This is a genomic window from Phytobacter diazotrophicus (assembly GCF_052061655.1).
GTDB lineage: Bacteria > Pseudomonadota > Gammaproteobacteria > Enterobacterales > Enterobacteriaceae > Phytobacter > Phytobacter diazotrophicus.
The window spans coordinates 3432667-3458793 of the sequence record NZ_CM125428.1 but is presented as its reverse complement, the minus strand read 5'-3'; the positions used below and the strand labels follow the sequence as shown (position 1 = coordinate 3458793).

At 47.6% G+C, this 26127-nt stretch carries 30 protein-coding genes; 23 read left to right on the top strand and 7 right to left on the bottom strand.

Annotated features, from left to right (window positions below):
* Positions 1 to 393 precede the first annotated feature (393 nt).
* The 4 genes from ACS0RQ_RS16835 to ACS0RQ_RS16820 are packed head-to-tail and all read left to right on the top strand — an operon-like array spanning position 394 to position 2519.
* Positions 394 to 939 (top strand): HNH endonuclease, encoded by a 546-nt coding sequence (locus ACS0RQ_RS16835; protein ID WP_334634731.1) that lies wholly within the window; start codon positions 394 to 396, stop codon positions 937 to 939.
* 1 nt (position 940) lies between these two features.
* The gene (locus ACS0RQ_RS16830; protein ID WP_023279773.1) at positions 941 to 1909 is read left to right on the top strand and encodes an IS5 family transposase; all 969 of its coding nucleotides are present in this window, start codon (positions 941 to 943) and stop codon (positions 1907 to 1909) included.
* A gap of 36 nt (positions 1910 to 1945) precedes the next feature.
* On the top strand, positions 1946 to 2194 hold the full coding sequence (locus ACS0RQ_RS16825) for an HNH endonuclease (protein ID WP_334634822.1): 249 nt from the start codon (positions 1946 to 1948) through the stop codon (positions 2192 to 2194).
* Between the two features lie 16 nt (positions 2195 to 2210).
* Positions 2211 to 2519: a hypothetical protein gene (locus tag ACS0RQ_RS16820; protein ID WP_499079220.1), complete on the top strand. Its 309-nt coding sequence runs from the start codon at positions 2211 to 2213 to the stop codon at positions 2517 to 2519.
* A 497-nt stretch (positions 2520 to 3016) separates the two neighbouring features.
* Here the strand turns inward: ACS0RQ_RS16820 and ACS0RQ_RS16815 are convergent, their stop codons facing one another.
* Positions 3017 to 3967 carry a GTPase family protein gene (locus ACS0RQ_RS16815; protein ID WP_334634820.1) on the bottom strand — a complete coding sequence of 317 codons (951 nt, stop codon included), beginning with the start codon at positions 3965 to 3967 and terminating at the stop codon, positions 3017 to 3019.
* 142 nt (positions 3968 to 4109) lie between these two features.
* On the opposite strand from ACS0RQ_RS16815, the gene ACS0RQ_RS16810 reads away from it, so the two are divergent.
* The 6 genes from ACS0RQ_RS16810 (at position 4110) to ACS0RQ_RS16785 (ending at position 8297) form a co-directional block, all read left to right on the top strand.
* Positions 4110 to 4811 carry a hypothetical protein gene (locus ACS0RQ_RS16810; RefSeq protein WP_334634818.1) on the top strand — a complete coding sequence of 234 codons (702 nt, stop codon included), beginning with the start codon at positions 4110 to 4112 and terminating at the stop codon, positions 4809 to 4811.
* Between the two features lie 6 nt (positions 4812 to 4817).
* Complete coding sequence (locus tag ACS0RQ_RS16805; RefSeq protein WP_334634815.1) at positions 4818 to 5144, top strand: DUF1493 family protein; 327 nt, start codon at positions 4818 to 4820, stop codon at positions 5142 to 5144.
* Positions 5145 to 5895: 751 nt separating this feature from the next.
* Positions 5896 to 6300, top strand: a complete 405-nt coding sequence (locus ACS0RQ_RS16800) for a hypothetical protein (RefSeq protein ID WP_334634813.1) — start codon at positions 5896 to 5898, stop codon at positions 6298 to 6300.
* A gap of 44 nt (positions 6301 to 6344) precedes the next feature.
* Positions 6345 to 7492 (top strand): IS3 family transposase gene (locus tag ACS0RQ_RS16795; RefSeq protein WP_085949497.1). Its coding sequence is split into 2 segments (ribosomal slippage): positions 6345 to 6582 and positions 6582 to 7492, totalling 1149 coding nucleotides; the frame shifts between segments, so codons are not numbered across the junction.
* Positions 7493 to 7987, top strand: coding sequence for a DUF8377 family phage-derived protein (locus ACS0RQ_RS16790; RefSeq protein WP_499079334.1), 495 nt, complete (start codon positions 7493 to 7495; stop codon positions 7985 to 7987).
* Positions 7988 to 8024: 37 nt separating this feature from the next.
* Entirely contained in the window at positions 8025 to 8297 is a 273-nt protein-coding gene (locus ACS0RQ_RS16785) for a hypothetical protein (protein WP_103245541.1), read from the top strand.
* A 10-nt stretch (positions 8298 to 8307) separates the two neighbouring features.
* On the opposite strand, the gene ACS0RQ_RS16780 is transcribed toward ACS0RQ_RS16785, so the two are convergent.
* On the bottom strand, positions 8308 to 8754 hold the full coding sequence (locus ACS0RQ_RS16780; protein WP_334634177.1) for a glycoside hydrolase family protein: 447 nt from the start codon (positions 8752 to 8754) through the stop codon (positions 8308 to 8310).
* A gap of 36 nt (positions 8755 to 8790) precedes the next feature.
* Between ACS0RQ_RS16780 and ACS0RQ_RS16775 the strand changes: the two genes are divergently transcribed.
* The 4 genes from ACS0RQ_RS16775 to ACS0RQ_RS16760 are packed head-to-tail and all read left to right on the top strand — an operon-like array spanning position 8791 to position 10396.
* Positions 8791 to 9219 (top strand): GIY-YIG nuclease family protein, encoded by a 429-nt coding sequence (locus tag ACS0RQ_RS16775; RefSeq protein ID WP_334634179.1) that lies wholly within the window; start codon positions 8791 to 8793, stop codon positions 9217 to 9219.
* A 9-nt stretch (positions 9220 to 9228) separates the two neighbouring features.
* On the top strand, positions 9229 to 9798 hold the full coding sequence (locus ACS0RQ_RS16770; RefSeq protein WP_334634181.1) for a hypothetical protein: 570 nt from the start codon (positions 9229 to 9231) through the stop codon (positions 9796 to 9798).
* Complete coding sequence (locus tag ACS0RQ_RS16765; protein ID WP_071195187.1) at positions 9795 to 10106, top strand: hypothetical protein; 312 nt, start codon at positions 9795 to 9797, stop codon at positions 10104 to 10106. Before ACS0RQ_RS16770 ends, ACS0RQ_RS16765 begins: the two co-directional genes overlap by 4 nt.
* Complete coding sequence (locus tag ACS0RQ_RS16760; RefSeq protein ID WP_334634183.1) at positions 10103 to 10396, top strand: hypothetical protein; 294 nt, start codon at positions 10103 to 10105, stop codon at positions 10394 to 10396. The genes ACS0RQ_RS16765 and ACS0RQ_RS16760 overlap by 4 nt, the downstream gene beginning before the upstream one ends.
* Positions 10397 to 10404: 8 nt before the next feature.
* On the opposite strand, the gene ACS0RQ_RS16755 is transcribed toward ACS0RQ_RS16760, so the two are convergent.
* Positions 10405 to 10881: a hypothetical protein gene (locus ACS0RQ_RS16755; RefSeq protein WP_132438933.1), complete on the bottom strand. Its 477-nt coding sequence runs from the start codon at positions 10879 to 10881 to the stop codon at positions 10405 to 10407.
* 487 nt (positions 10882 to 11368) lie between these two features.
* Here ACS0RQ_RS16755 and ACS0RQ_RS16750 point away from each other — a divergent pair, with 487 nt between their 5' ends.
* The 3 genes from ACS0RQ_RS16750 to ruvB all read left to right on the top strand — a co-directional run bounded on the left by ACS0RQ_RS16750 (position 11369) and on the right by ruvB (position 13981).
* A complete protein-coding gene (locus ACS0RQ_RS16750) occupies positions 11369 to 12238 on the top strand; it encodes an SDR family oxidoreductase (protein WP_271850982.1) in 870 nt (289 codons plus the stop codon).
* 109 nt (positions 12239 to 12347) lie between these two features.
* Positions 12348 to 12959: a Holliday junction branch migration protein RuvA gene (gene ruvA, locus ACS0RQ_RS16745; RefSeq protein WP_039078724.1), complete on the top strand. Its 612-nt coding sequence runs from the start codon at positions 12348 to 12350 to the stop codon at positions 12957 to 12959.
* Between the two features lie 8 nt (positions 12960 to 12967).
* Entirely contained in the window at positions 12968 to 13981 is a 1014-nt protein-coding gene (ruvB, locus tag ACS0RQ_RS16740; protein ID WP_039078725.1) for a Holliday junction branch migration DNA helicase RuvB, read from the top strand.
* A gap of 79 nt (positions 13982 to 14060) precedes the next feature.
* Here the strand turns inward: ruvB and znuB are convergent, their stop codons facing one another.
* On the bottom strand, positions 14061 to 14846 hold the full coding sequence (gene znuB / locus ACS0RQ_RS16735) for a zinc ABC transporter permease subunit ZnuB (protein WP_039078726.1): 786 nt from the start codon (positions 14844 to 14846) through the stop codon (positions 14061 to 14063).
* Complete coding sequence (gene znuC / locus ACS0RQ_RS16730; RefSeq protein ID WP_039078727.1) at positions 14843 to 15598, bottom strand: zinc ABC transporter ATP-binding protein ZnuC; 756 nt, start codon at positions 15596 to 15598, stop codon at positions 14843 to 14845. Before znuC ends, znuB begins: the two co-directional genes overlap by 4 nt.
* Positions 15599 to 15676: 78 nt before the next feature.
* Here znuC and znuA point away from each other — a divergent pair, with 78 nt between their 5' ends.
* The 3 genes from znuA (at position 15677) to lpxM (ending at position 19055) form a co-directional block, all read left to right on the top strand.
* The gene (gene znuA, locus ACS0RQ_RS16725; protein WP_271850981.1) at positions 15677 to 16621 is read left to right on the top strand and encodes a zinc ABC transporter substrate-binding protein ZnuA; all 945 of its coding nucleotides are present in this window, start codon (positions 15677 to 15679) and stop codon (positions 16619 to 16621) included.
* A gap of 15 nt (positions 16622 to 16636) precedes the next feature.
* Positions 16637 to 17965: a murein DD-endopeptidase MepM gene (mepM, locus tag ACS0RQ_RS16720; protein ID WP_271850980.1), complete on the top strand. Its 1329-nt coding sequence runs from the start codon at positions 16637 to 16639 to the stop codon at positions 17963 to 17965.
* A gap of 118 nt (positions 17966 to 18083) precedes the next feature.
* Positions 18084 to 19055 carry a lauroyl-Kdo(2)-lipid IV(A) myristoyltransferase gene (gene lpxM / locus ACS0RQ_RS16715; RefSeq protein ID WP_271850979.1) on the top strand — a complete coding sequence of 324 codons (972 nt, stop codon included), beginning with the start codon at positions 18084 to 18086 and terminating at the stop codon, positions 19053 to 19055.
* 41 nt (positions 19056 to 19096) lie between these two features.
* Here the strand turns inward: lpxM and pyk are convergent, their stop codons facing one another.
* Together pyk and ACS0RQ_RS16705 are read right to left on the bottom strand one after the other, a co-directional pair.
* Entirely contained in the window at positions 19097 to 20539 is a 1443-nt protein-coding gene (gene pyk / locus ACS0RQ_RS16710; protein WP_039078731.1) for a pyruvate kinase, read from the bottom strand.
* 121 nt (positions 20540 to 20660) lie between these two features.
* The gene (locus ACS0RQ_RS16705; RefSeq protein WP_039078781.1) at positions 20661 to 21530 is read right to left on the bottom strand and encodes a MurR/RpiR family transcriptional regulator; all 870 of its coding nucleotides are present in this window, start codon (positions 21528 to 21530) and stop codon (positions 20661 to 20663) included.
* Between the two features lie 345 nt (positions 21531 to 21875).
* On the opposite strand from ACS0RQ_RS16705, the gene zwf reads away from it, so the two are divergent.
* The 3 genes from zwf (at position 21876) to kdgA (ending at position 26073) form a co-directional block, all read left to right on the top strand.
* Entirely contained in the window at positions 21876 to 23351 is a 1476-nt protein-coding gene (zwf, locus tag ACS0RQ_RS16700; RefSeq protein WP_039078732.1) for a glucose-6-phosphate dehydrogenase, read from the top strand.
* A gap of 232 nt (positions 23352 to 23583) precedes the next feature.
* Positions 23584 to 25395, top strand: coding sequence for a phosphogluconate dehydratase (edd, locus tag ACS0RQ_RS16695; RefSeq protein WP_271850978.1), 1812 nt, complete (start codon positions 23584 to 23586; stop codon positions 25393 to 25395).
* A gap of 39 nt (positions 25396 to 25434) precedes the next feature.
* Positions 25435 to 26073 carry a bifunctional 4-hydroxy-2-oxoglutarate aldolase/2-dehydro-3-deoxy-phosphogluconate aldolase gene (gene kdgA, locus ACS0RQ_RS16690; protein WP_039078734.1) on the top strand — a complete coding sequence of 213 codons (639 nt, stop codon included), beginning with the start codon at positions 25435 to 25437 and terminating at the stop codon, positions 26071 to 26073.
* The last annotated feature ends 54 nt before the right edge of the window (positions 26074 to 26127 follow it).

The window sequence follows — 26127 nt, the reverse complement described above, 5'->3', positions numbered from 1 at the left end:
AAGATAGCACACGAATTCGCTCCGCTCATTCGCGGCTATATTATGATGTACTGAACTCGCTCGTACCTCGCCAGATTCAGTACATCATAATATTTTCTCTTTATGTACTAATAAGTACAAATAATAATACGGGCCGGCCTTACGGCCTAAAGTATTTCGCTGTACAAGGGCGTGCCGTCGGCTGTTTAAGCCTCCTAATATGTAATCAGTCAGTACATCCAAGAGCGAAGCGATGCCCCATCTGATCATTTCCTGGCATGATGGTGAAATTTTCAATCAAGACATCAAACGAATCTATTGATCCGGCATATTGTTTGGCTATGTAATGAGCATTAGACTATGTAAAAATGTGTAGAGCGATGTTCAGATTGAAGTACTTAAAAGGATACTAAAATGAACAGGAAACAATTCATCCTCAGTCACGGTGCGACTTGCAATAACTGGACTTGGAGTTGGTCATTTGTAAATCACGAAAAGAAGATGGTGATTTTCGGTGCATGGGATGTTGAGAGTGATAAAGAGCGGGACGTAATCTTAAAGGAAGATTGGGAACTTAGTGCCAAGAACAAAAAGCAACCAGGATACACCCAAGCCTTGGAACATATATCATATATCGAAAGGGGCTATGAACTTTTTACCTTTTATATGGTTTTTTCAGAGAGAGAAGATAACCCGGATGTTGCAGTGATTGAAGACTTCGAACGGAAGTTGAATAAAAGATATTTGCGTAAAGAAAATGGTATATGGTATGCGGATTTCACTGAAAGCTATTTTCCAAATGAAATCCCATCAGCGGAAACATACATTGAGGGAGCTAAAACGCAAGTAATAGTAAACTCATATGAGCGTGATCCTCAAGCAAGGCAAGCATGTATTGACCATCATGGAACATCCTGTAAATGTTGTGGGGCTTTGTTGAATAAATCGAACTTTTGCTGAGTTGAAGGATCAGATCACGCATCTTCCCGACAACGCAGACCGTTCCGTGGCAAAGCAAAAGTTCAAAATCACCAACTGGCCCACCTACAATAAAGCCCTCATCAACCGTGGCTCCATAACTTTCTGGCTGGATGATGAAGCTATTCAGGCCTGGTATGAGTCAGCAACACCTTCTTCACGAGGCAGACCTCAGCGCTATTCTGACCTTGCCATCACGACTGTGCTGGTCATTAAACGCGTGTTCAGGTTGACCCTGCGGGCTGCACAGGGTTTTATTGATTCCATTTTTACACTGATGAATGTTCCGTTGCGCTGCCCGGATTACACCAGTGTCAGCAAGCGCGCAAAGTCGGTTAATGTCAGTTTCAAAACGTTCACCCGGGGTGAAATCGCGCATCTGGTGATTGATTCCACCGGGCTGAAGGTCTTTGGTGAAGGCGAATGGAAAGTCAAAAAACACGGCAAAGAACGCCGTCGTATATGGCGAAAGTTGCATCTAGCCGTTGACAGCAACACACATGAAATCATCTGTGCAGACCTGTCGCTGAACAATGTGACGGACTCAGAAGCCTTCCCGGGTCTTATCCGGCAGACTCACAGAAAAATCAGGGCAGCATCGGCAGACGGCGCTTACGACACCCGGCTCTGTCACGATGAACTGCGGCGTAAGAAAATCAGCGCGCTTATCCCTCCCCGAAAAGGTGCGGGTTACTGGCCCGGTGAATATGCAGACCGTAACCGTGCAGTGGCTAATCAGCGAATGACCGGGAGTAATGCGCGGTGGAAATGGACAACAGATTACAACCGTCGCTCGATAGCGGAAACGGCAATGTACCGGGTAAAACAGCTGTTCGGGGGGTCACTGACGCTGCGTGACTACGATGGTCAGGTTGCGGAGGCTATGGCCCTGGTACGAGCGCTGAACAAAATGACGAAAGCAGGTATGCCTGAAAGCGTGCGTATTGCCTGAAAACACAACCCGCTACGGGGGAGACTTACCCGAAATCTGATTTATTCAACAAAGCCATGTTGTGGTTTTAATTTTGAGAAGTTCTATGGTGAACATGGTAAAGGATTCATTCATGTACATCATATCAAACCAATACATACATTAGGTGATAACTATAATGTCGATCCTATAAGTGATTTGATTCCCTTATGTCCGAATTGTCATTCAATGATACATAGGGGCAGTAAGGTACTAACTTTAGATACTTTAAAAGAAATTATTAAGAAAAATGAAAAGATTGGTTGAAATGTTAGGGGGTAAGATGAAGAAGTTATTAACAGTCGCGGTATTATTAATAGCGAGTACTAACGCAAATGCTGCGTTTTATTTAATAACTAATGAAGGGAATAAAGTGACTGTCAGCAATGACTTATCGATTGCTGTATACATTAATCCTAAAACTGGAGCGGAGAGGTTTGTTAGGGATATGACCTCTACTGACCAGGTTGATAATTATGGTCGCCCATATACATCTGTTGGTTACTATAATTCAAAATGTCAGAAAGTTAAAAGATGTGGGGAGCGATCACTGGGTATTAAAATGTATGGTGATAAAGTTGGGGGGGGCTAATATAATATTTTTTGATTCTGATTTTCATGTAATAAAAACCGAAGATGTTGATGAGAAAAACATAACAAAAGATTAAGTTATATTATTGCCTTTGAATAGTATGAGCCAAAGGCAATGCACAACTCAGATGTATTATAGTAAATACCATAAAACATTGCTATGGGTTTACAAAATGATAATTGAATTTAAACATTATGATGATGGCAGTTACTACTACCACTATATAACCAATGATATACGCATCTGTACTGATGGTACTGAGATGACTATTGAAAATCGCGATTACGATATTAAAAAAATATGTAATATGTGGCACTATTTGAATCCATCAGATGAGATGCGTTTTCAATTGAGTACTGTAACTGATTATGTAACTGATATATGCAGGGCAGTTACAGTACTGGATGTTATAATGAATGGAAAATAATTTATAAAATATATTATAAAGCTCAGTTTTTTTATTTAACTGAGCTTTTTTTTAAACCCTAACTAGAAAATCAAAACCATGAATCAAAGAAATTTGATATTTTATCGCAAAAATAATCTTTCATTTTCTTCAATGGTTCCTTAACCATTTTAGGAATTGGGGCATAGTCAATGACGTCGTCTAGAACGTTTTTTACGGTTTCGGTGAAACCCTTTTTTGACTCATCTTTTGCCTCTTTTGTTTTGTTCTCTTCCCGTAATGTACTATAGACTGCCGCTTTAGATTTATTTGGAAGCTGGATAACCATCTTTTTAACGAGATTGCTAATGTTGTATTTCAATGGAGATGAAACATAAACACAACCATTACCATTGTCAAAAAGTCGATTATAAATATCAATTTCTTTCGCTTCGAGATTATTAATTTGAGTACTGGACGGTCTGTTGTTATTGCGGTCCCATTCATATGAAGGTTCTATTTTGTCGGCCTGGTTAATTACAAAAAGAATCTTTTCTTCTGCTTTTAATGGTTTTATTACGTTACTGTAAAAATATTCATCTGGGGCCAGTACTCTATCATCTGCCTTGATAACCCACAATATCAAATCGAGACTAGGGATTTGTTCTTCATAGAGTTTTTTGTATTCAGCATCACGCTTTTCACTTTCACCAACTCCTGGCAGGTCAACGATTGTTAGTTTCCGACCGCCAACCTCGATTTTGAGTTCTTCAATAGTTCTGGTACAAGCCTCAACATGGCTTACTTTGCATACTTCCTGTTGAAAAATTGCATTACAAAGTGAAGATTTGCCTACGCCGGTTTTCCCCATGACGCCAATGCGTGGTTCATAATCAATAACTTCTGTCAATTTTTTATTAATATATTTGGATACATCACTGGGAAGATCGGAAAAAATATCGTCGAGTATTTTTGTATGTTTTGATTTGTGTGTATTCTCAATTGCTACAGTTGGCTCTGTTGTGTCTGAGAGATTTGATAAAGCTTTAAAAATATTGAGCATGAGATAACTCCATTTTATGCTGTATGCCATACGATATTAAATTCATGGAATTTTTTTTCAAGCTCTATTGGTAAAATTTTTCTGTAGAAGTACAGTGTTGTTATCATTGTTAATAACTTTATAAAATCTATAGGGAATGATGATGACGAACGTTAGTGTACTGGCCCCACTAGGGATTGGTTTACTGGTGTGGGCTATAGCTGGATGCACCATTTCAGCTACTATGCAGGATAAAAACCGTAGTAAATTGACCTCCCGTGTTTCAGGTACATTGGGAGGTTTTGTATTAGGTTTTGTTTCTTTAGTAGCGTCAATAATATATTTTAATGATACCAGTACTGAAACTAATGAACCAGTTAGTGCTAGTACTGAGTCGGTGAATGGCAGTACTGAATCCACGCCACAGAAATCTCTTGATATCACTATTGATACTCTGACTGCTCGTATGCAGAAAAACCTAATCGCACTGGGTTCAACATACAAGATTCATTTTCAGACGAAAAAACTTGAACATTCCACTGTGTCTGAACAGAAAGTGGATGAACATAATGCCATACTAATTACATCAGATAATAATACAGGAATGATCACCAGTATGATGATTGTCACGTCTGGTGATGGCACTATGAATGGCGGTTTCAACGTACTGCATACAGTACTCTCAGCAGTTTCAGCAACATTGGGTGAGAGTGAAATGAAAAGCGGTAAATCATCAGAGATCGTAATGGGACTAATAAAACATACTTATCCGAATGATGAAGTTTTTGTAGGCAAATTACGATATTCAATTGTTAGTTCAAATGATGGATTAAATTCTTTTTTTATATCTCGAACACAGGAATGATAAATTATGGCAGATATCATAGAGCAACGCGTGTATGAAATCGTTCGCACATATGTGGGGGCGTATGATTTGGATAATGGACCTGTTCCATTAACTCCAGAAATGGATTTTGATATTGATCTGTCTATCGATGAATTGGAGGCAGAAGATCTAATGGAGCAGTACTTCAACGAACTACATGTTGAAAGAGGGAACTTTAATATAAAAATATATTTCCCAGATGTTCATATTTCATGGAATCCATTTAAAAAAACGGAACAAGTACCCGTTCCGCTTTTTACTATCGGGATGTTAGTTGAATCAGCACGGGCGGGTAGATGGTTGTACGAATAAAATTATTGCGGGTACATAATAAAATTATATACAATTTGAATTCACGCCCACTCACAATGGGTAGGTTTGTTAATGGTGTGGGTGTGGCGTGAATTGGATTTCAAAACGGTAATTCTCCCTGATCAACGAACCAACCTGATGCATGTTCACGTATCATCTCATCCTGTGATCTAATCAAATCAATTCCATCCAGTACTCTCAGTAACGGCACATCAGATATCAGTACGAAACAGTCACGTTCTATAGTACCGAACCAGTACTCACCCCTGTAGTTCTGAAAAAATATCCTCTCGCCTATCAGTACATCACTCAGACCAGAACCCCAATAACACACCCTGAACCAGTTCCCCCTGGTATCTACAAAACGTTGAATGCCTGATCTCTGACCTGGGTCGAACAAATTTTTATTACCCATCACTGTAGCCCCATATGTGTAGTACTGTAAGTATATACAGTATTATGCAAATCTTCAAGTTACCGTTTCGTTTTCATTGTGGCAGTACTACACTAGTACCAAAAACTAAAAAAATGATCATTTTCAGTAGCTTACATTGATCATTTCGTGCTGTTGCCACTTCCATTAATATCAAAAATGATCAAATATTGATCATCTATTCAAATTGGATATAACAGCATGGATGGGTTTTGTAGGGTATTGCATACGGTCAACGGAAGAGTTACAGGGCTTCAATATCAGGGTAAATACACCCCTCAATTACTGAGACACATTGAGGATAAACGGCAGTACTTCATGGATAACGATCTACTACTGATCATGCCTGTTGATTTTCATCAGGCATCAGTACTGACACATGAACAGAGCGAATTGCCATTCCTGCGACTGATGATTACGGATGATTTCCCAAACCTGTCAGATGGCATCAGAAACCGGCTTCTGTTTGAACTGAGTGAGAGATACAAATTGTGGCTAGGCAATCTCGGTAGTAATGCAAGTACGAATCTGGCCGCAGTACTGCAAGGTTGTTATGACGGGTTAGTACTGGATGAGGCATTCACTGATGTGAACAGAGATAAGCCCATATTCCAGACAGTACTGAATGAAATGAGTAAATACTGCAATCACCTCATTGTGCCGGGTATCAACACTGGCAGGTATAAACACATTCGTTTGAGGTGTGAATCGCCACGGGTTTAACAGACACCTCAGAGTCATTTAAGATGGCTTAAAGAGAGGTGCCCATGAGCGGTAAGCGTTATCCCGAAGAGTTTAAAACTGAAGCAGTCAAACAGGTTGTTGATCGCGGTTATTCTGTTGCCAGCGTTGCAACACGTCTCGATATCACCACCCACAGCCTTTATGCCTGGATAAAGAAGTACGGTCCGGATTCTTCCACTAATAAAGAACAGTCAGATGCTCAGGCCGAGATCCGCCGTCTCCAGAAAGAGCTGAAACGGGTTACCGACGAACGGGACATATTAAAAAAAGCCGCGGCGTACTTCGCAAAGCTGTCCGACTGAGGTACGCCTTTATCCGTGACAACTCCTGTTGCTGGCCTGTTCGCCTGCTCTGTCGGGTGCTGGATGTTCATCCCAGTGGTTTTTACGCCTGGCTTCAGCAGCCGCATTCACAACGCCATCAGGCAGACCTGAGACTGACAGGACAGATTAAACAGTTCTGGCTGGAGTCGGGATGCGTCTATGGTTATCGCAAAATCCATCTGGATCTGCGTGACAGCGGGCAACAGTGCGGAGTAAACAGAGTCTGGAGACTGATGAAACGTGTCGGAATAAAGGCTCAGGTCGGATACCGAAGCCCGCGGGCACGTAAAGGCGAGGCCAGTATCGTGTCACCCAACAGGCTCCAGCGACAGTTCAATCCGGATGCTCCTGATGAGCGTTGGGTAACGGACATAACCTACATCAGGACCCACGAAGGCTGGCTGTATCTTGCCGTTGTTGTTGATCTGTTCTCACGCAAAATTATCGGCTGGTCCATGCAATCCCGGATGACAAAGGACATTGTCCTGAACGCACTGCTGATGGCTGTATGGCGGCGTAATCCCGAAAAACAGGTGCTGGTTCATTCGGATCAGGGCAGTCAGTACACAAGCCATGAGTGGCAGTCGTTCCTGAAATCACACGGCCTGGAGGGTAGCATGAGCCGTCGCGGTAACTGCCATGATAATGCGGTTGCAGAAAGTTTTTTCCAGTTGTTGAAACGTGAACGGATAAAGAAAAAGATCTACGGAACGCGGGAAGAAGCCCGCAGTGATATTTTTGATTACATCGAAATGTTTTATAACAGTAAGCGTCGGCATGGTTCTAGCGAACAGATGTCACCGACAGAATATGAAAACCAGTATTATCAACGGCTCGGAAGTGTCTAGATTATCCGTGGCGATTCATTTTTCCCCGAAAGTGGGCTAAAGTGGTTTCAGTTATTAACGGACGGGAGTTATTGTTTTCCTGGAGCGAGTATGTATGAACAGGGTACAGGACGTTTTATGATATGCAGTAATACCACTCCAATTCAATCTGGATATCTGGATGTTTTTGATCCAGCCGGTAATCTTGTATGGAGTGCGGCAAGTGCAGGTACTATGCCCCGTATATCTGATTTCATTACTGTGCCACCATCACATGATTTGAAAAACGCTCTAACTGTGAATACTGCTATTGCTAATCCGTGGATTTGCATCAGTCAATGCCCTGGTAATTACAGTACTGATGGTACTACGTCTGGATATTCAGGCATTGTGATTAGACGTAATAGCAGTACATCATTCTCGATTCAGTACATCAACAGGTTACAAAAAACATATCAACAGGCGATGGGCGGTAATGGAATCCGTATTGCTTTAGCCAGTTTTACTGGATATTAAATATAAATACTAATATTACAATAATAAGGTGTTAAAAATGGACATTGGAACAATTGCAGCCTGTGTAGTTGCTTTTTGTACGCTTTTGTGGACGATCTATCGGGATAACAGTACTGATACAAATGATTTGCTGGATCGAATGGGAAATGTAGAGACTGAAATTGCATTACAGAAAAGTAATATTTCACGACTTGAAGCAGAACAGGATGAGATGAAGAAATCGCTAAAGAATCTGGAAGATCAGATTCATCAACTCGATTTAAAAATTGAACGTATCTTAACGATTCTGGAAAATGAAAAAGGGGCATAATGCCCCTTATTTATTTGTTAGTTAATTGTCGAATCATATCATCTACACGATTGGGTGTTTGTCGATACCAAAGACTGTCTTTAGCTTGTACGATTGCTTCCCTAAAGTTCTTTACTTGTAATGCATTAATCATTCTTTTGAATTTCTTTACACCATTAATGCCTAACTGAAATGTCATGATGATCATAAAATCATTCCAGTCATCAGGCACATTCAATTCCAATGACTGTACCTCCAAAATAACATTCGCGAGATCACGTGATAACAGAATATCCGCTTCTTTTTCTGTTATACCATCGCTAAAAGTTTCATTTTTCAGTACTAAATGACCGCAACCGATCGTTAATTTCCCCAATGAATCCTTATACGGATAAAACTTCCCATTCCTGAAATGGTTCATTTTAGTTTGATACTCTTTAGTACCTTCGTATATCCATAATCTGCCTTTAATGTCCATAAATATTCCTATAGTAATTGTTATATTGGAATATTTATGGAATGGAACTACACAACAGACTGGAGTGAAGAAGAATTAACAAATGGTAGCTATTGTGGATTCGTTTACTTATTTGAGTTTGAGGACGGCTCTACGTATATCGGTAGTAAACAGATGTACAAAAGAGTGAAAGACATTAAAAAATTAAAAATTGATTCAATTGAAAATGAATGGCGTGAGTACACATCAAGTTCAAAAATAGTTAATCAAAAAATTACTGATGGTGAACAGTACAGAAAAACTGTCCTGTGGGCTTTTCCAACAATGCGGGAGACTCTATTGATTGAGGCTGCATTGATACTATATGAGGGATTAAAACCACAGTGTCTGAATTTATCTCTTATGCATAAGGCTCGTTTGCCTGTAGGCAAAGATAAAAAACGACTTCATGGGATATTGCAGGAATTGCTATCCTGTTTAAATTAAGGAAAAGAGATGAGTAGTATAAGTGGTATAAGGAATGTACAGAGATACATAAACAGTACGGGACAGGATTTAGGCCGTAATTTTCAGAAGGAAATCATTAATCGTACTCGGATACTGTCAAAGAATTTACAGACAGGTATGACTAACTCGGTTGATCGTGGTGCGGTTCCATTTACTAACCGTGCTGTTATGTTTACCTATCAAAAAACCAGTACTGGTGTCACCTGTGAAATCTTCGTTAAGAAACTACAGGCGAAGTACTTATATAACGTTCTCGTAAAAGAAGAGGCTGTACGCAAGTTTGTACCCACCAGTTCAGCACGATTAACGAAACAGGGTAACATTTCTGGTCTGTATACAAACCTCAAGAAAGGCCGTTATAAAATCGTCAGGCAGGGTAATAAAGAGCGTCTGATAGATACGAATGTTAAGAACAAAAAGAATAAGAAAAAACGTGTAATTGGTATGCGTGAAGATAAGAGACGTAAGATAATTTATGACTTCTATAAAGAAGCAAATAAGGGGGCACGTTTAGTAATTAGTGGTATTAAAGGAACTTTGAGGGTAACAAGTACATGATATTTGATAAACATTATGGTGAACAAACTGCATATATAACAATGAATGGTATTGAACCCTTCGCTAACAGTACTCCAATTGATATTTGTTTTCTTGGTAAGAAATTTAAGAAAGTACTAACCGCTAACGATATCAAATGTGGTAGTTACATGAATGTGGCATATGAGAAGCCACAACAATTTCAGGAAGGTTCAGTACTGAAATGGAAATTAAGAACTGATGAAACATCAGTATACTTGATAGAAGAGAAAAAATTATTTGTAAAAGGTAAACACTTTTGGGTGTATTGCGTGGGGATCATGGAATGATAAATTTACTGATTGATTTGATTAAAACTGGAATTGACTTCTTCATCAAGAAGAAAACGGTTGAACAGGAAGTTACAAAAACTAATGCAGAAGGGCAGATAGAAGTAAACAAAGAAGAAATTGAAAAAAGTTCATTTCACTGGCGAAACTTTTTAGGTTTCGTATTGAGTTTGATTATTCTCTATAACTGGATCATAGTTCCAGTACTGGATGCATTTGGGATTGTAGTGATCCAAGTACCATTAGGGCAGTTGTTGCAAGTACTATTGATTATGGTTGGTGGTAGTTAAAAAGCCCCTTAAGGGGCTTTTTTTATGGTTGTAATAATAGTAATGGCGTCATCATTTTCTCTTAATATTGAAAAACTTTCTTTCTCCAAAACCCTAATTTTTGGTTTTATTATATGCTTGTGCTTTAAGTAAGCAGATGCAACCATTCCTATGATTAGTAAAACTAACGTCGAAATGATGGTTACTTGTTCTCGTGGTTTTAAACTACTTTCATCTACTTTACATGCTATTGATATAATAGATGTTATTGCCACGGCAACACTGAATACTACTAATAGATCCACAGGTGGCTTATTTTCACGATCAATTGATGTGAGGTTTTTAAAAAAATCAAATCCGGAAAGACCGGTTAGTATGAAAGCTATTACTGTTAATGCTATGTTTACATTGAATTGATTTGCAGCAAAAAGATAAAGTACAAAAAAAATAAATGACAATATTACAGTGGAAACAAATGGAATATTTTTAAATTTGCTTCTCTTCATAAATCCCCCGCCTTATTTTTAAAATGGATATTTTATGCCAAGAATCATTAAAAGGGAATCCATTAAGCACAGTAAATTGATAGTTTTATTCATTCAGATAAGCAATTAACACATAATTACAAAGAGTTCATGTCCAACAACTACAGGAGGAATAATATTGCTACGACAAGTAATTAAGGAACAAACCAACATATAATACCTATGTTAAACTTAATTGAGTACATGATGATTGGAAAGAGGGTACAACAATAGTCAGTATAGATTAGAGAAAGTGCATTACAGTACTCACTAAACCGATTTTATGATGTTGATTCATAAGGATCATGGATAATACTGTATGTTGTAAATATGCTTCTCTAAGTTATTGTTAATTAATATAAAAATAAAACTGTAGATTAGCTGTGCTTACCACGATAATGTCACTACTTTTCACCTCTGAGGATATTCATCACTATCACGTGATGAGTCAACACAAGGGGAGTGAGCTATGCATGTTTTTCTGACGGGGGCGTCTGGCTGGGTTGGTTCAGCCGTTGCTGAAGATCTACTGGCGGCCGGGCATCAGGTTACCGGGCTGGTGCGCAATGCGCAAAAAGCACAGGCGCTGGCGGCCCTGGGAATGCAGGTGGTCACGGGAACGCTGGACGATCATCAATTGCTGCATGATGGCGCAAGCCGTGCCGATGCGGTTATCCATACTGCCTTCAACCACGATTTTTCACGCTTTAGTGAGAACTGCGCGCAGGATGAGCGCGCCATCCAGATTCTGGGGGATGCGCTACGCGGTAGCGACCGCCCTCTGTTGGTGACCTCCGGGCTGGCGATGATCGCCCCAGGACGTCTGGCGACAGAGAACGACCTGCCGTTTGTGGAGCCAGCGTATCCACGCCGTTCTGAGCCTGCGGCACGTGAGCTGGCAGACAAGGGCGTGCGGGCCGCAACGATACGCCTGTCGCCGACAGTCCACGGCGTCGGCGATCATGGCTTTATTCCCATCCTGATGGGCCTTGCGAAGCAAACGGGTGTGTCTGCCTGGCCTGAGGACGTAGAAAACCGCTGGGCGGCGGTGCATCGCCGGGATGCCGCCACGCTTTATCGATTAGCGCTGGAGACGGGGGTGACTCAGGCGGTTTATCACGCGGCGGCGGAAGAGGGCATCCTGTTTCGCGATATCGCGCAGGCCATCGGTAAACATCTAGGGGTACCCGCTGAGCCGCGGGCGAGGGAGCATTTTGGCTGGTTTGCTGATTTTGCTTCTCTCGATATGGCCGCAAGCAGTGAACAGACGCGGGCGGTACTGGGCTGGAACCCGACGCATCCAACGCTACTTGCTGACCTCGCGCAGGCGCAATATTAGGCCAGTAAATTAATACACTTCGCTTTTCAGCAATAAGCGGCTGGATATCTATCCAGCCTTTTTTTATGATACAGCATTCTTACTTCGGCCATTAACGCAGGAGCGTCATGTGATAGGCAGACTCAGAGGCATTATTCTGGAAAAACAGCCCCCTTTAGTCCTGATGGAAGTCGGAGGCGTGGGCTACGAAGTGCATATGCCGATGACCTGTTTCTATGAATTGCCGGAGGCGGGGAAAGAGGCCGTGGTCTTCACCCATTTTGTGGTGCGTGAAGATGCGCATCTGCTGTTTGGTTTTAACAACAAGCAAGAGCGCACGCTGTTTCGCGAACTGATCAAAACCAATGGCGTGGGGCCAAAACTGGCGCTGGCCATTCTTTCCGGCATGAACGCGCAACAATTTGTGAATGCCGTCGAACGCGAAGACCCTGCGGCACTGATTAAACTGCCGGGTATCGGCAAGAAAACGGCAGAGCGACTGATTGTCGAAATGAAAGATCGCTTTAAAGGGTTACATGGCGACCTGTTCACGCCAGCCGCCGATCTGGTGCTGACATCACCCGCCAGCCCGGCTGCGGATGATGCAGAGCAGGAAGCGGTTGCCGCACTGGTGGCGTTGGGCTATAAACCTCAGGAAGCCAGTCGGATGGTTAGCAAAATCGCCAAACCGGGCGCCAACAGTGAAACTCTGATCCGCGAAGCATTACGCGCCGCGTTGTGAGGTAAAGGATGATTGAAGCAGACCGTCTGGTCTCCCCCGACAGCGTTATTAATGCGGAAGAGGTCGCGGATCGCGCGATCCGCCCTAAATTGCTGGCGGAGTATGTGGGCCAGCCTCAGGTGCGCTCGCAAATGGAAATTTTTATCCAGGCTGCGAAGCTGCGTGGTGACGCGCTGGATCACTTGCTGATTTTCGGCCCCCCAGGGCTTGGGAAAACCACCCTGGCGAATATTGTCGCTAATGAGATGGGCGTCAACTTGCGTACCACCTCGGGTCCAGTGCTGGAAAAAGCGGGCGACCTGGCGGCGATGCTCACCAACCTTGAGCCGCATGACGTATTGTTTATCGATGAAATTCACCGTCTCTCGCCAGTGGTAGAGGAGGTTCTCTACCCGGCAATGGAAGATTATCAGCTCGATATTATGATCGGCGAAGGCCCGGCGGCACGCTCAATCAAAATTGATTTGCCTCCTTTTACGCTGATTGGCGCAACGACGCGTGCAGGTTCATTGACCTCACCGCTGCGTGACCGTTTCGGTATTGTGCAGCGGCTGGAGTTTTATCAGGTGGCGGATTTACAGCACATTGTTGGGCGCAGCGCCCGTTACATGGGGCTGGAGATGAGCGAAGAGGGCGCGCTGGAAGTCGCAAGACGTTCGCGCGGCACACCGCGTATCGCTAACCGTCTGCTGCGCCGGGTGCGTGATTTTGCCGAAGTGAAGCATGATGGCGCGATTACGCTTGATATCGCCTCTCAGGCGCTTGATATGCTGAACGTGGACGCGGAAGGGTTTGATTACATGGACCGCAAGCTGCTGCTGGCGGTCATCGATAAATTCTTTGGTGGGCCGGTAGGGCTGGATAACCTTGCCGCCGCTATCGGAGAAGAGCGTGAAACCATTGAAGATGTGCTGGAGCCCTTTTTAATTCAGCAAGGCTTCCTGCAACGTACTCCCCGTGGCCGCATGGCGACGGTCAGGGCATGGAACCACTTCGGGATCACGCCGCCGGAGATGCCCTGAGATTTTCCCGCATCAACCGTCGTCTCTATTCTGAATAGCAGAAAGGCCGAAACAGCAGGTTTCGGCCAGGTAAGAAGGGTCAGGTAGCGCTTTTTTTCATCATACTGAAAATGAATAACAGCGCGGCGCACAGCACGACAGACGGTCCTGCTGGCGTATCGTAAAAGGCAGAGAAGGTTAGCCCGCCGGTGACGGCAATCATGCCGACACCTACTGCCACTCCCGCCATTTGCTCTGGCGTCCGGGCAAAGCGGCGCGCGGTGGCCGCAGGAATTATCAGCAAGGACGTGATAATCAGCGCCCCGACAAACTTCATCGCCACCCCAATTGTCAGCGCGGTAACCAGCATTAACAGCAACTTCACACGCTGCAACTTCACGCCATCGACAAACGCCAGCTCCGGACTGATGGTCATCGACAGCAGGTTACGCCACTGCCAGAACAGGATCCCGATAACCAGTACAACACCAACAGCAATGGAGATTAAATCCGTGGGCGTGACTGCCAGCAGGTCGCCAAACAGGTAGGCCATCAGATCGACGCGAATATTCGACATCAGGCTGACAACCACCATGCCGAGGGATAACGCACTGTGAGCCATAATCCCCAGCAATGTATCGATAGCAAGGTGAGGGCGTTTTTCCAGCCAGACCAGCCCGGCGGCAAGCAGCAGCGTGACGGCAATCACCGCATAAAAAGGGTTAACGTCGAGCAGCAAACCGAAAGCGACACCGAGCAATGAAGCGTGGGCGAGGGTATCGCCAAAATAAGACATGCGACGCCAGACCACAAATGAACCCAACGGGCCAGCGGCGCAGGCGAGCATCATCCCGGCTAACCAGCCGGGCAATAGTAATTCAATCATCCGCGTCCATTTCCCTGACGTAATATAATGCGCCCCTGCAAATCATGACGATGATTATGGCGGTGGCGATAAATACCCAACTGCTCTGCGCCGCGTGGGCCGAACATTGAGATAAACTCAGGGTGCATAGAGACCACTTCCGGTGCGCCGGAGCAGCAAATATGGTGATTCAGGCAGAGGACTTCATCCGTTTTTGCCATCACCAGATGCAGGTCATGGGAGACCATCAGTACGGCGCAATCAAGCTCGCGACGTAATTGATCAATAAGATCGTAGAGTGCAACCTGACCGTTAACATCGACCCCTTGCGTTGGCTCATCCAGTACCAGCAACTGTGGCTGATTGAGTAGGGCGCGGGCCAGCAGCACGCGTTGCGTTTCGCCGCCGGATAATTTTTGCATAGGGGCATCGACAAGGTGCGCGGCATTCACGCGTTTTAGCGCCGGAACAATATCATCTTTACGGGTGCCGGGCCGCAGACGCATAAAGCGACCCACGGTCAGCGGCAGCGTGGTGTCGAGATGCAGTTTTTGCGGCACATAACCAATACGCAGGGCATTGCCACGCTTGATCGTCCCGGTATCGGGTGCTACAAGCCCCAGTACCACGCGCACCAGCGTCGATTTCCCCGCGCCATTGGGGCCGAGCAGGGTAAGAATTTTACCGGGTTGTAGAGTGAGCGAAATGTCAGACAGTACGCGTCTTTGGCCGAAACTGACGGAGACATTTTCCAGCGTTACCAGATTAGTCATAGCATTTAAAGGGTTGCACAAGTTGTCGAATGTTATAATATCACATTCCACATATTCATTACGATAATTAGTCGCATTATGTTACATAAAAATACGCTTCTTTGCGCAGCGCTTTGCACCGCCTTATCCGGCGGAGTAATGAGCACCGCAAACGCCGCTGTTGTCGCGTCGCTCAAGCCTCTGGGCTTCATCGCTTCCGCGATTGCGGATGGGGTAACGACAACAGAAGTGCTGCTTCCCGATGGGGCTTCTGAGCACGATTATGCTCTGCGCCCGTCTGATGTAAAACGCTTGCAGAACGCGGACTTAGTCTTCTGGGTAGGTCCTGACATGGAAGCGTTCATGGATAAGTCCGCGCAGCAGATTCCGGCGGCAAAACAGGTGCTCATGCAGGCGCTGCCTGGCGTGAAACCGTTACTCATCAAGGGCAGCGATGATGACGACCACGACCATGACGCAGGCCATCACGGCGACGAAAATAGTGACGAACATCACCATCATGGTGATTACAACATGCATCTGTGGCTTTCACCAGAGATTGCACGGCTGTCGGCGGTTGCAATCCACGATAAATTAGTAGAAGTTATGCCCCAAAGCCGAGCACGGCTGGACGCCAACCTGCAAGCGTTTGAGGCCAGTCTGGCACAAACCGACAAAGAGGTTGGCAGCGAGCTGGCGCCAGTGAAGGGTAAAGGTTATTTCGTTTTTCATGATGCCTATGGCTATTTTGAGAGGCATTACGGGCTGACTCCGTTAGGTCACTTTACCGTCAACCCTGAAATTCAACCTGGTGCGCAGCGTTTACATCAAATCAGAACACAGTTGGTTGAGCAAAAAGCAGCCTGCGTTTTTGCTGAGCCACAGTTCAGGCCAGCGGTCGTTGAAGCTGTTGCCAGAGGGACATCCGTTCGAATGGGAACGTTGGATCCCCTTGGCACCAGTATCAAGCTTGGCAAAGAGAGCTATTCGCAGTTCCTTGCCCAGTTATCTAACCAGTATGCGAGCTGCCTGAAAGGAGATTAACGAGGAAGTGGATACGTGCAACAGATAGCCCGCTCTGTCGCCCTGGCATTTAATAATCTGCCCCGACCCCACCGCGTTATGCTGGGGTCACTTACAGTTCTCACTTTAACGGTTGCCGTCTGGCGACCGTATGTCTACCACCCCGAATCCACGCCGACACCTATCGTCAAAACCATCGAGCTGGAAAAGAAAGAGATTCGTTCGCTGCTGCCTGAGGCCAGTGAGCCTATCGATCAGTCTATGCCCGACGAAGTTGAAGACATTCCCCAGGATGAACTTGACGATAAAACTGCCGGCGAAGAGGGCGTGCACGAATACGTCGTGTCGACCGGCGATACGCTGAGCAGTATCCTGAATCAGTACGGCATCGATATGGGTGATATCAGCCAGCTCGCCGCGGCAGATAAAGACCTGCGTAACATGAAAATTGGTCAGCAGATCTCCTGGACGTTGACCGCAGACGGCGATCTGCAGCGCATGACCTGGGAAGTTTCCCGCCGTGAAACCCGCACTTATGACCGCGTTGATGGCGGTTTTAAAATGACCAGTGCGATTCAGGAAGGCGATTGGGTCAACTCTGTGCTGAAAGGCACGGTTGGCGGCAGTTTTGTCAGCAGTGCGAAAGAGGCCGGATTAACCAGTGTGGAAATCAGCGCGGTCATCAAAGCGATGCAGTGGCAAATGGATTTCCGTAAGCTCAAAAAAGGCGATGAGTTCTCTGTGCTGATGTCCCGCGAAATGCTGGAAGGAAAACAGGAACAGAGCCAACTGCTGGGTGTTCGTCTGCGCTCTGACGGTAAAGATTATTTTGCGATTCGCGCCGACGACGGCAAATTTTACGACCGCAACGGTACCGGGCTGGCGAAAGGCTTTATGCGTTTCCCCACGTCGAAACAGTTCCGCGTCTCCTCCAACTTTAATCCGCGTCGCCTGAACCCGGTCACGGGTCGCGTTGCGCCGCACAAGGGTGTCGATTTCGCCATGCCGCAGGGGACGCCGGTTCTCTCTGTGGGTGATGGCGAGGTGGTGGTTGCCAAACGCAGTGGCGCGGCGGGGTATTATGTCGCTGTGCGTCATGGCCGCACCTACACCACGCGCTATATGCACCTGCGCAAATTGCTGGTGAAAGAAGGGCAGAAAGTGAAACGTGGCGATCGCATCGCGCTCTCCGGTAACACCGGTCGTTCAACAGGCCCGCATTTGCATTATGAAGTGTGGATCAACCAGCAGGCGGTGAACCCCTTAACGGCGAAACTGCCAAGGACCGAAGGTCTGAGCGGTACCGATCGTCGTGATTATCTGGCGCAGGTGAAGGACATCGTTCCGCAATTGAAATTCGATTAACGCCTTACAGCATACAAGCCGGCGTCGACACACGCCGGCTTTTTCTTTTGTAGGAATTAACGCACCTCGTTACACTATTCTTACTTTGCTTACTTGAATACTTGCCTGCGGAACATGCATGGAAACGAAGAAAAATAATTCTGAATACATTCCCGAATTTGAAGATGGCTTTCGCCACCCGCGCTACTGGGGCGCGTGGATGGGAGTTTTTGCGTTTGCCGGTGTAGCGCTGCTCCCTGCGTCGTTACGCGATCCGTTGTTGGGGACGCTGGGGCGACTTGCCGGTAAATTCGGTAAGAGTGCGCGTCGGCGTGCACAGATCAACCTGCTGTACTGCTTCCCGGAAAAATCAGAAGCGGAACGCGAAGCGATCATTGATGAGATGTTTGCCACTGCACCACAGGCAATGGTACTGATGGCAGAACTGGCGCTGCGTGGGCCAGAGAAGATCCTGCCGCGCGTTGAGTGGCAGGGCCGTGAGATTATTGATGGCCTGCGCGACAACAACGAAAACGTGATTTTTCTGGTCCCGCACGGCTGGGGCGTTGATATCCCGGCAATGTTGATGGCATCCCAGGGGCAGAAAATGGCGGCGATGTTCCATAATCAGGGCAATAAAGTGTTCGATTATGTCTGGAATACGGTGCGCCGTCGCTTTGGCGGACGTCTGCATGCACGTAACGATGGTATCAAACCGTTTATTCAGTCCGTACGCCAGGGGTACTGGGGCTATTATCTGCCCGATCAGGATCACGGTGCTGAGCACAGCGAATTTGTTGATTTCTTTGCCACCTATAAAGCCACGCTTCCGGCGATTGGTCGTTTAATGAAAGTGTGCCGTGCACGCATTGTGCCGCTTTTTCCGGTGTATGATGCGACGACGCATAGGCTGATCATTCAGGTGCGCCCACCGATGGACGATCTGTTAACGGCGGATGACGTCACCATTGCGCGCCGAATGAACGAAGAGGTTGAAGTGTTCGTCGGTCCGCACCCTGAGCAGTACACCTGGATTTTAAAACTGCTGAAAACACGCAAGCCGGGCGAGACTGAACCGTACAGACGCAAAGAGTTATTCCCGAAGAAATAAAAAAACCCCGCCAGGCGGGGTTTTTGCTTTTTGGATACGGCTTATTCCACGGTCAGAATGCGCGTGGTGTTAGTGGTGCCCACGGTGCTCATCACGTCGCCCTGGGTGACAATCACCAGATCGCCAGAAATCAGATAACCTTTGTCACGCAGCAAATTGACCGCATCGTTGGCAGCGGCAACGCCTTCGCTCGCGCTGTCAAAATGGACTGGCGTTACGCCACGGTACAGCGCGGTCAGGTTCAGCGTACGCTCATGGCGGGAGAGCGCGAAAATCGGCAGGCCGGAACTGATACGTGACGTCATTAACGCCGTACGCCCGGACTCCGTCATCGAGATAATCGCCGTTACCCCTTTCAGGTGGTTAGCGGCATACATTGCCGACATGGCGATCGCTTCTTCCACGTTATCAAACTGAATATCCAGGCGGTGTTTCGACACGTTGATGCTGGGGATCTTTTCCGCACCCAGGCAGACGCGTGCCATCGCGGCAACGGTTTCTGCCGGGTACTGGCCTGCGGCTGTTTCCGCAGAGAGCATAACCGCATCGGTACCATCCAGCACGGCGTTTGCCACGTCCATCACTTCTGCGCGAGTTGGCATCGGGTTGGTGATCATCGATTCCATCATCTGCGTGGCGGTGATGACCGCACGGTTAAGCTGACGCGCACGACGGATCAGCGCTTTCTGGATACCCACCAGTTCCGGGTCGCCAATTTCTACGCCGAGGTCGCCACGGGCAACCATCACTACGTCGGAGGCGAGGATCACATCATCCATCGCTTCCTGGCTGCAGACCGCTTCTGCGCGCTCAACCTTGGCGACAATTTTGGCGTCACAACCAGCGTCGCGCGCCAGGCGGCGTGCATAGTTCAGGTCTTCGCCACAGCGCGGGAAGGAGACGGCGAGATAATCCACGCCAATCAGCGCCGCAGTCACAATATCTGCTTTGTCTTTATCGGTCAGTGCTTCTGCAGAGAGGCCACCGCCCAGTTTGTTGATACCTTTGTTGTTAGACAGCGGGCCGCCCACCGTGACTTCGGTGAACACTTTCATACCCTGAACTTCCAGTACTTTTAACTGAACGCGGCCATCATCAAGCAACAGGATATCGCCAGGCACCACGTCAGCGGGCAGGCCTTTATAGTCGATACCGACTTTTTCTTTATCGCCTTCGCCTTTGCCGAGGTTGGCATCAAGCAGGAATTTATCGCCAATATTAAGGAATACTTTGCCTTCCTTGAACGTGGACACGCGAATTTTCGGTCCTTGTAAATCGCCAAGAATAGCAACATGACGTCCCAGTTTTGCCGCAATTTCACGCACTTTATCCGCACGTAATTTATGATCTTCCGGTGTGCCGTGTGAGAAGTTCATGCGTACCACGTTGGCGCCTGCGGCGATAATCTTCTCAAGATTATTATCGCGGTCGGTGGCCGGGCCTAAAGTGGTAACAATTTTGGTTCTGCGAAGCCTTCTGGACATGTAATACTCCGTTGTCTAAAACAACCAGGTGTTGCGTGAACATGGATTCAGTTAAGTTATCAAAATGAGAATTTAACCGAACAGCGTAAGATGTTACAACTTTGTTATTACTATCGGTCTATTAATGTTTGTCGCTCCGGATGAGCAACTCCTTATCAAAGCGCGATTCTTTCAGTGCTTCTTTGACACGCTTCAAGTTATCCCGGAATTTTGCGCCACGTCGCAATGTGAAACCGGTGGCGAGGACGTCAATAACCGTGAGCTGTGCCAGACGCGACACCATGGGCATGTAAATGTCGGTATCTTCCGGAACGTCGAGGGTAATGGCCAGCGTCGCTTCCCGCGCAAGCGGAGTATCGGCTGATGTCAGCGCAATGACCATGGCGTCGTTTTCCCGCGCCAACTGTGCCAGTTCAACCAGACTCTTTGTGCGCCCGGTATGAGAAATCAGCACAACCACGTCATCATCACTACAATTCATACAGCTCATGCGTTGCAGCACAATGTCGTCGGTATAAATCACCGGGACGTTGAAGCGGAAAAATTTGTTCATCGCATCATGCGCAACGGCCGCGGACGAGCCAAGACCGAAAAAGGCGATTTTCTTTGCCTGCGTCAGCAGATCTACGGCGCGGTTGACCGCCGTCATATCGAGTGACTGGCGCACATGGTCCAGGCTTGCCATCGCTGACTCGAAAATTTTGCCAGTATAGGCTTCGACACTGTCATCTTCATCGACGTTGCGATTAACATAGGGGGTGCCGTTTGCCAGACTTTGCGCCAGATGCAATTTAAAGTCCGGAAACCCGCGGGTATCCAGACTGCGGCAAAATCGGTTCACCGTTGGTTCGCTGACACCCGCTTGCTGGGCAAGGGCGGCGATACTGGAATGAATGGCTTGATCGGGGAAGGCGAGAATCACTTCCGCCACTTTGCGCTCGGATTTGCTAAGGTGTTCCAGTTGAGACTGGATTTTTTCCAGCATATTCATTGTTAACGAATCGCTCATCAGTGAAACGATTCCACAGAAACGTGAAATCGTGATGCGTTTTAGCAAGAATATACCTTTCTGCCGCAAAGAAAGGTAAGCGACAACATTAAATGTTGTTGTTTTTTTTCATTACTTGATCGCAGTCGGATTTTATTCGCTGCGTATCGGGCAAACATCCAGCATTTTCAAGGCGAAAACCCAGATTTTTGCCGAAGAGCAGCAGAACGCACATGTAGCCAAGCGTTAGCGGTTTCGGGAATTACGTAAAAGCAGTACAGTGCAGTGTAATAAAATTACAACTAAAACCTGGCATAAGCACCAGGATAGCCAACTGAGGAGAATGACATGGCGGTAACGCAAACAGCCCAGGCATGTGACCTGGTCATTTTCGGCGCGAAAGGCGACCTCGCACGCCGGAAATTGCTGCCTTCCCTGTATCAACTGGAAAAAGCGGGTCAGATCCATCCGGATACGCGTATCCTGGGTGTTGGACGCGCCGACTGGGATAAAGAAGCCTATATAAAAGTGGTGCGTGAAGCGCTCGAAACTTTCATGAAAGAAAAAATTGATGAAAGTTTATGGGATACGCTGAGCGGCCGCCTGGATTTCTGCAACCTGGACGTTAATGACACCAAAGCGTTTAAACGCCTTGGCGCCATGCTTGACCAGAAGAATCGCACCACTATTAACTACTTTGCGATGCCGCCAAGCACCTTTGGCGCAATTTGCAAAGGCCTGGGCGAGGCGAAGCTGAATGCGAAACCTGCCCGTGTGGTCATGGAAAAACCGTTGGGTACCTCGCTTGCCACCTCACGCGAAATTAACGATCAGGTTGGCGAATATTTCGAAGAGTGCCAGGTCTACCGTATCGACCACTATCTGGGTAAAGAGACGGTGCTGAACCTGCTGGCGCTGCGCTTTGCCAACTCCCTGTTTGTGAACAACTGGGATAACCGTACGATTGATCATGTGGAAATTACGGTGGCGGAAGAGGTGGGTATCGAAGGTCGCTGGGGTTACTTTGACCAGGCAGGTCAAATGCGCGACATGATCCAGAACCACCTGCTGCAAATCCTTTGCATGATCGCTATGTCTCCGCCGTCCGATCTCACCGCAGACAGCATTCGTGACGAAAAAGTGAAAGTGCTGAAATCCTTGCGTCGCATCGATCGCTCGAACGTGCGCGAGAAAACTGTTCGTGGTCAGTACACCACCGGCTTTGCGCAGGGCAAAAAAGTTCCGGGCTATCTGGAAGAAGAGGGCGCGAACAAATCCAGTAACACCGAAACCTTCGTCTCTATTCGCGTGGATATCGACAACTGGCGCTGGGCGGGCGTGCCGTTCTATCTACGCACGGGTAAACGCCTGCCGACGAAATGCTCCGAAGTCGTGGTCTATTTCAAAACACCGGAGCTGAACCTCTTTAAAGAGTCATGGCAGGATCTGCCACAGAACAAGCTCACGATCCGTCTGCAGCCAGACGAAGGCGTGGATATCCAGGTACTGAATAAAGTGCCGGGGCTGGATCACAAGCACAATCTGCAGACCACGAAGCTGGACCTGAGCTATTCCGAAACTTTCAACGAAACGCATCTGGCGGACGCTTACGAGCGCCTGTTGCTGGAAACCATGCGTGGCATTCAGGCGCTGTTCGTGCGCCGTGACGAAGTTGAAGAAGCGTGGAAGTGGGTTGACTCCATCACCGAAGCCTGGGCGATGGATAACGACTCGCCGAAACCGTATCAGGCCGGGACCTGGGGACCGGTCGCCTCTGTGGCGATGATCACCCGTGATGGCCGTTCGTGGAACGAATTTGAGTAATCAGATTGTTGCCAATGTTACGCAGTTTTACCGGTAACATGATCTAACTCAGAAATCAGGCCAATATTTCAACTTTCAGGCTCCGACTGGATTCACCAGCGGAGCTTTTTTTATTACACTGGCTACAGTAATTTTGCCTTTGGGCGCGGTGTGGCGGCGTTTCTGCTGGAATTAAAAGGCTGAAAACCTCCTGTATACCGTTGTCCCGGACAGATAAATTTCAGGAGCCTTTATGAATCCAGTATTGTTACGCGTAACAAATCGCATTGCTGAACGCTCGCGCGAAAGCCGAACTGCCTACTTAAAACGCATCAATCAGGCGAAGAGTGAAACCGTACACCGCTCCTCGCTGGCATGTGGAAACCTGGCCCACGGCTTTGCCGCCTGTCAGCCTGACGACAAAGCTTCGCTCAAAAGTATGCTGCGTAACAATATCGGCATCATCACCTCCTATAACGATATGCTTTCAGCACATCAACCGTACGAAACCTATCCAAATATCATCCGCAAAGCGCTGCATTCTGTGAACGCGGTCGGCCAGGTGGCAGGTGGTGTTCCGGCCATGTGTGACGGGGTTACGCAGGGGCAGGACGGGATGGAGCTTTCACTGCTGAGCCGTGAAGTGATCGCCATGTCGGCGGCAGTCGGCCTGTCGCATAATATGTTTGACGGGGCGTTGTTCCTTGGCGTCTGCGACAAAATCGTCCCCGGCCTCGCGATGGCTGCGTTTTCGTTTGGTCATCTGCCCGCCGTGTTTATCCCGTCAGGTCCGATGGCCAGCGGTCTGGCAAATAAAGAAAAGGTACGCATTCGTCAGCTTTATGCAGAAGGCAAAGTCGATCGTATGGCACTGCTGGAATCCGAAGCGGCCTCTTACCACGCACCGGGTACGTGTACTTTCTACGGTACGGCCAATACCAACCAGATGGTCGTTGAATTCATGGGCATGCAACTGCCGGGCTCTTCCTTCGTGCATCCGGATGCACCGCTGCGTGAAGCGCTGACTTCGGCTGCCGCACGCCAGGTGACACGCTTAACCGGTAACGGCAGTGAATGGATGCCGATAGGCAAAATGGTCGATGAAAAAGTGGTGGTTAACGGTATCGTTTCACTGCTGGCAACCGGCGGCTCCACCAACCACACTATGCATCTGGTGGCGATGGCGCGCGCTGCGGGCATCATTATTAACTGGGATGACTTCTCTGAACTGTCGGACGTGGTGCCGCTGCTGGCGCGACTCTATCCGAACGGTCCGGCGGATATTAACCACTTCCAGGCGGCGGGTGGCGTACCTGTGTTAATGCGGGAACTGCTTAAGGGCGGTTTGCTGCATGAGGATGTCAACACGGTGGCCGGTTTTGGCCTCACCCGTTACACCATGGAACCGTGGCTCAATAACGGTGAACTGGACTGGCGCGAAGGGGCGGCAGCGTCGCTGGATGCGGACGTTATCGCCACAATTGAGAAACCGTTCTCTCGTCATGGCGGTACCAAAGTGCTGAGCGGCAACCTTGGCCGCGCGGTGATGAAAACCTCTGCCGTGCCAGTTGAATATCAGGTCATTGAAGCGCCGGCGGTGGTATTTGAGAGTCAGCATGATGTGTTACCGGCCTTTGATGCGGGGCTATTGAACAAAGATTGCGTCGTGGTGGTGCGTCACCAGGGACCAAAAGCGAACGGCATGCCAGAATTACATAAACTTATGCCGCCACTTGGTGTATTATTGGACCGCTGTTTCAAAATTGCGTTGGTTACAGATGGACGACTCTCCGGCGCATCAGGTAAAGTGCCTTCAGCGATTCATGTGACACCCGAAGCGTATGACGGTGGATTACTGGCGAAAGTACGTGATGGCGACATCATCCGTGTAAACGGACAGACCGGCGAGTTGACGCTGCTGGTCGATGATAACGAGCTTGCTGCACGTCAGCCGCATATTCCTGACCTGAGCGCTGCGCGCGTTGGCACAGGACGCGAGCTGTTTGGCGCACTGCGAGAAAAACTTTCCGGTGCCGAGCAGGGCGCGACCTGCATTACTTTTTAAAACGACAAGATTTTTAGTTCAGGCGAGAGAATAATTCTGATGAAAAATTGGAAAACGAGTGCAGAAGCAATCCTGAAAACTGGCCCGGTAGTGCCGGTTATCGTTGTCAACAAACTGGAGCACGCTGTCCCCATGGCGAAAGCACTGGTTGCAGGCGGCGTGCGCGTTCTTGAAGTGACATTGCGTACTGCCTGTGCCATCGATGCGATTCGCGCGATTGCAAAAGAAGTGCCGGACGCCATTATCGGTGCTGGTACCGTCCTTAACCCGCAGCAACTGAAAGAAGTCACAGAAGCGGGTGCGCAGTTCGCGATCAGCCCGGGTCTGACTGAGCCGCTGCTGAAAGCCGCCACCGAAGGCACCATCCCGTTGATTCCGGGTATCAGCACGGTTTCAGAACTGATGCTGGGCATGGACTACGGTCTGAAAGAGTTCAAATTCTTCCCGGCGGAAGCAAACGGCGGCACCAAAGCGCTGCAGGCCATCGCAGGTCCGTTCTCTCAGGTGCGTTTCTGCCCGACTGGCGGTATCTCTCCGGCGAACTACCGTGACTACCTGGCGCTGAAAAGCGTGCTGTGTATCGGTGGCTCCTGGCTGGTTCCGGCCGATGCGCTGGAAGCAGGCGATTATGATCGCATCACGAAACTGGCTCGCGAAGCGGTAGAAGGCGCGAAGTAATCTGTTTCAGTGGGCGGCGTATTGCTGACTGCTCATAAAATTGAAAAGCCCGGT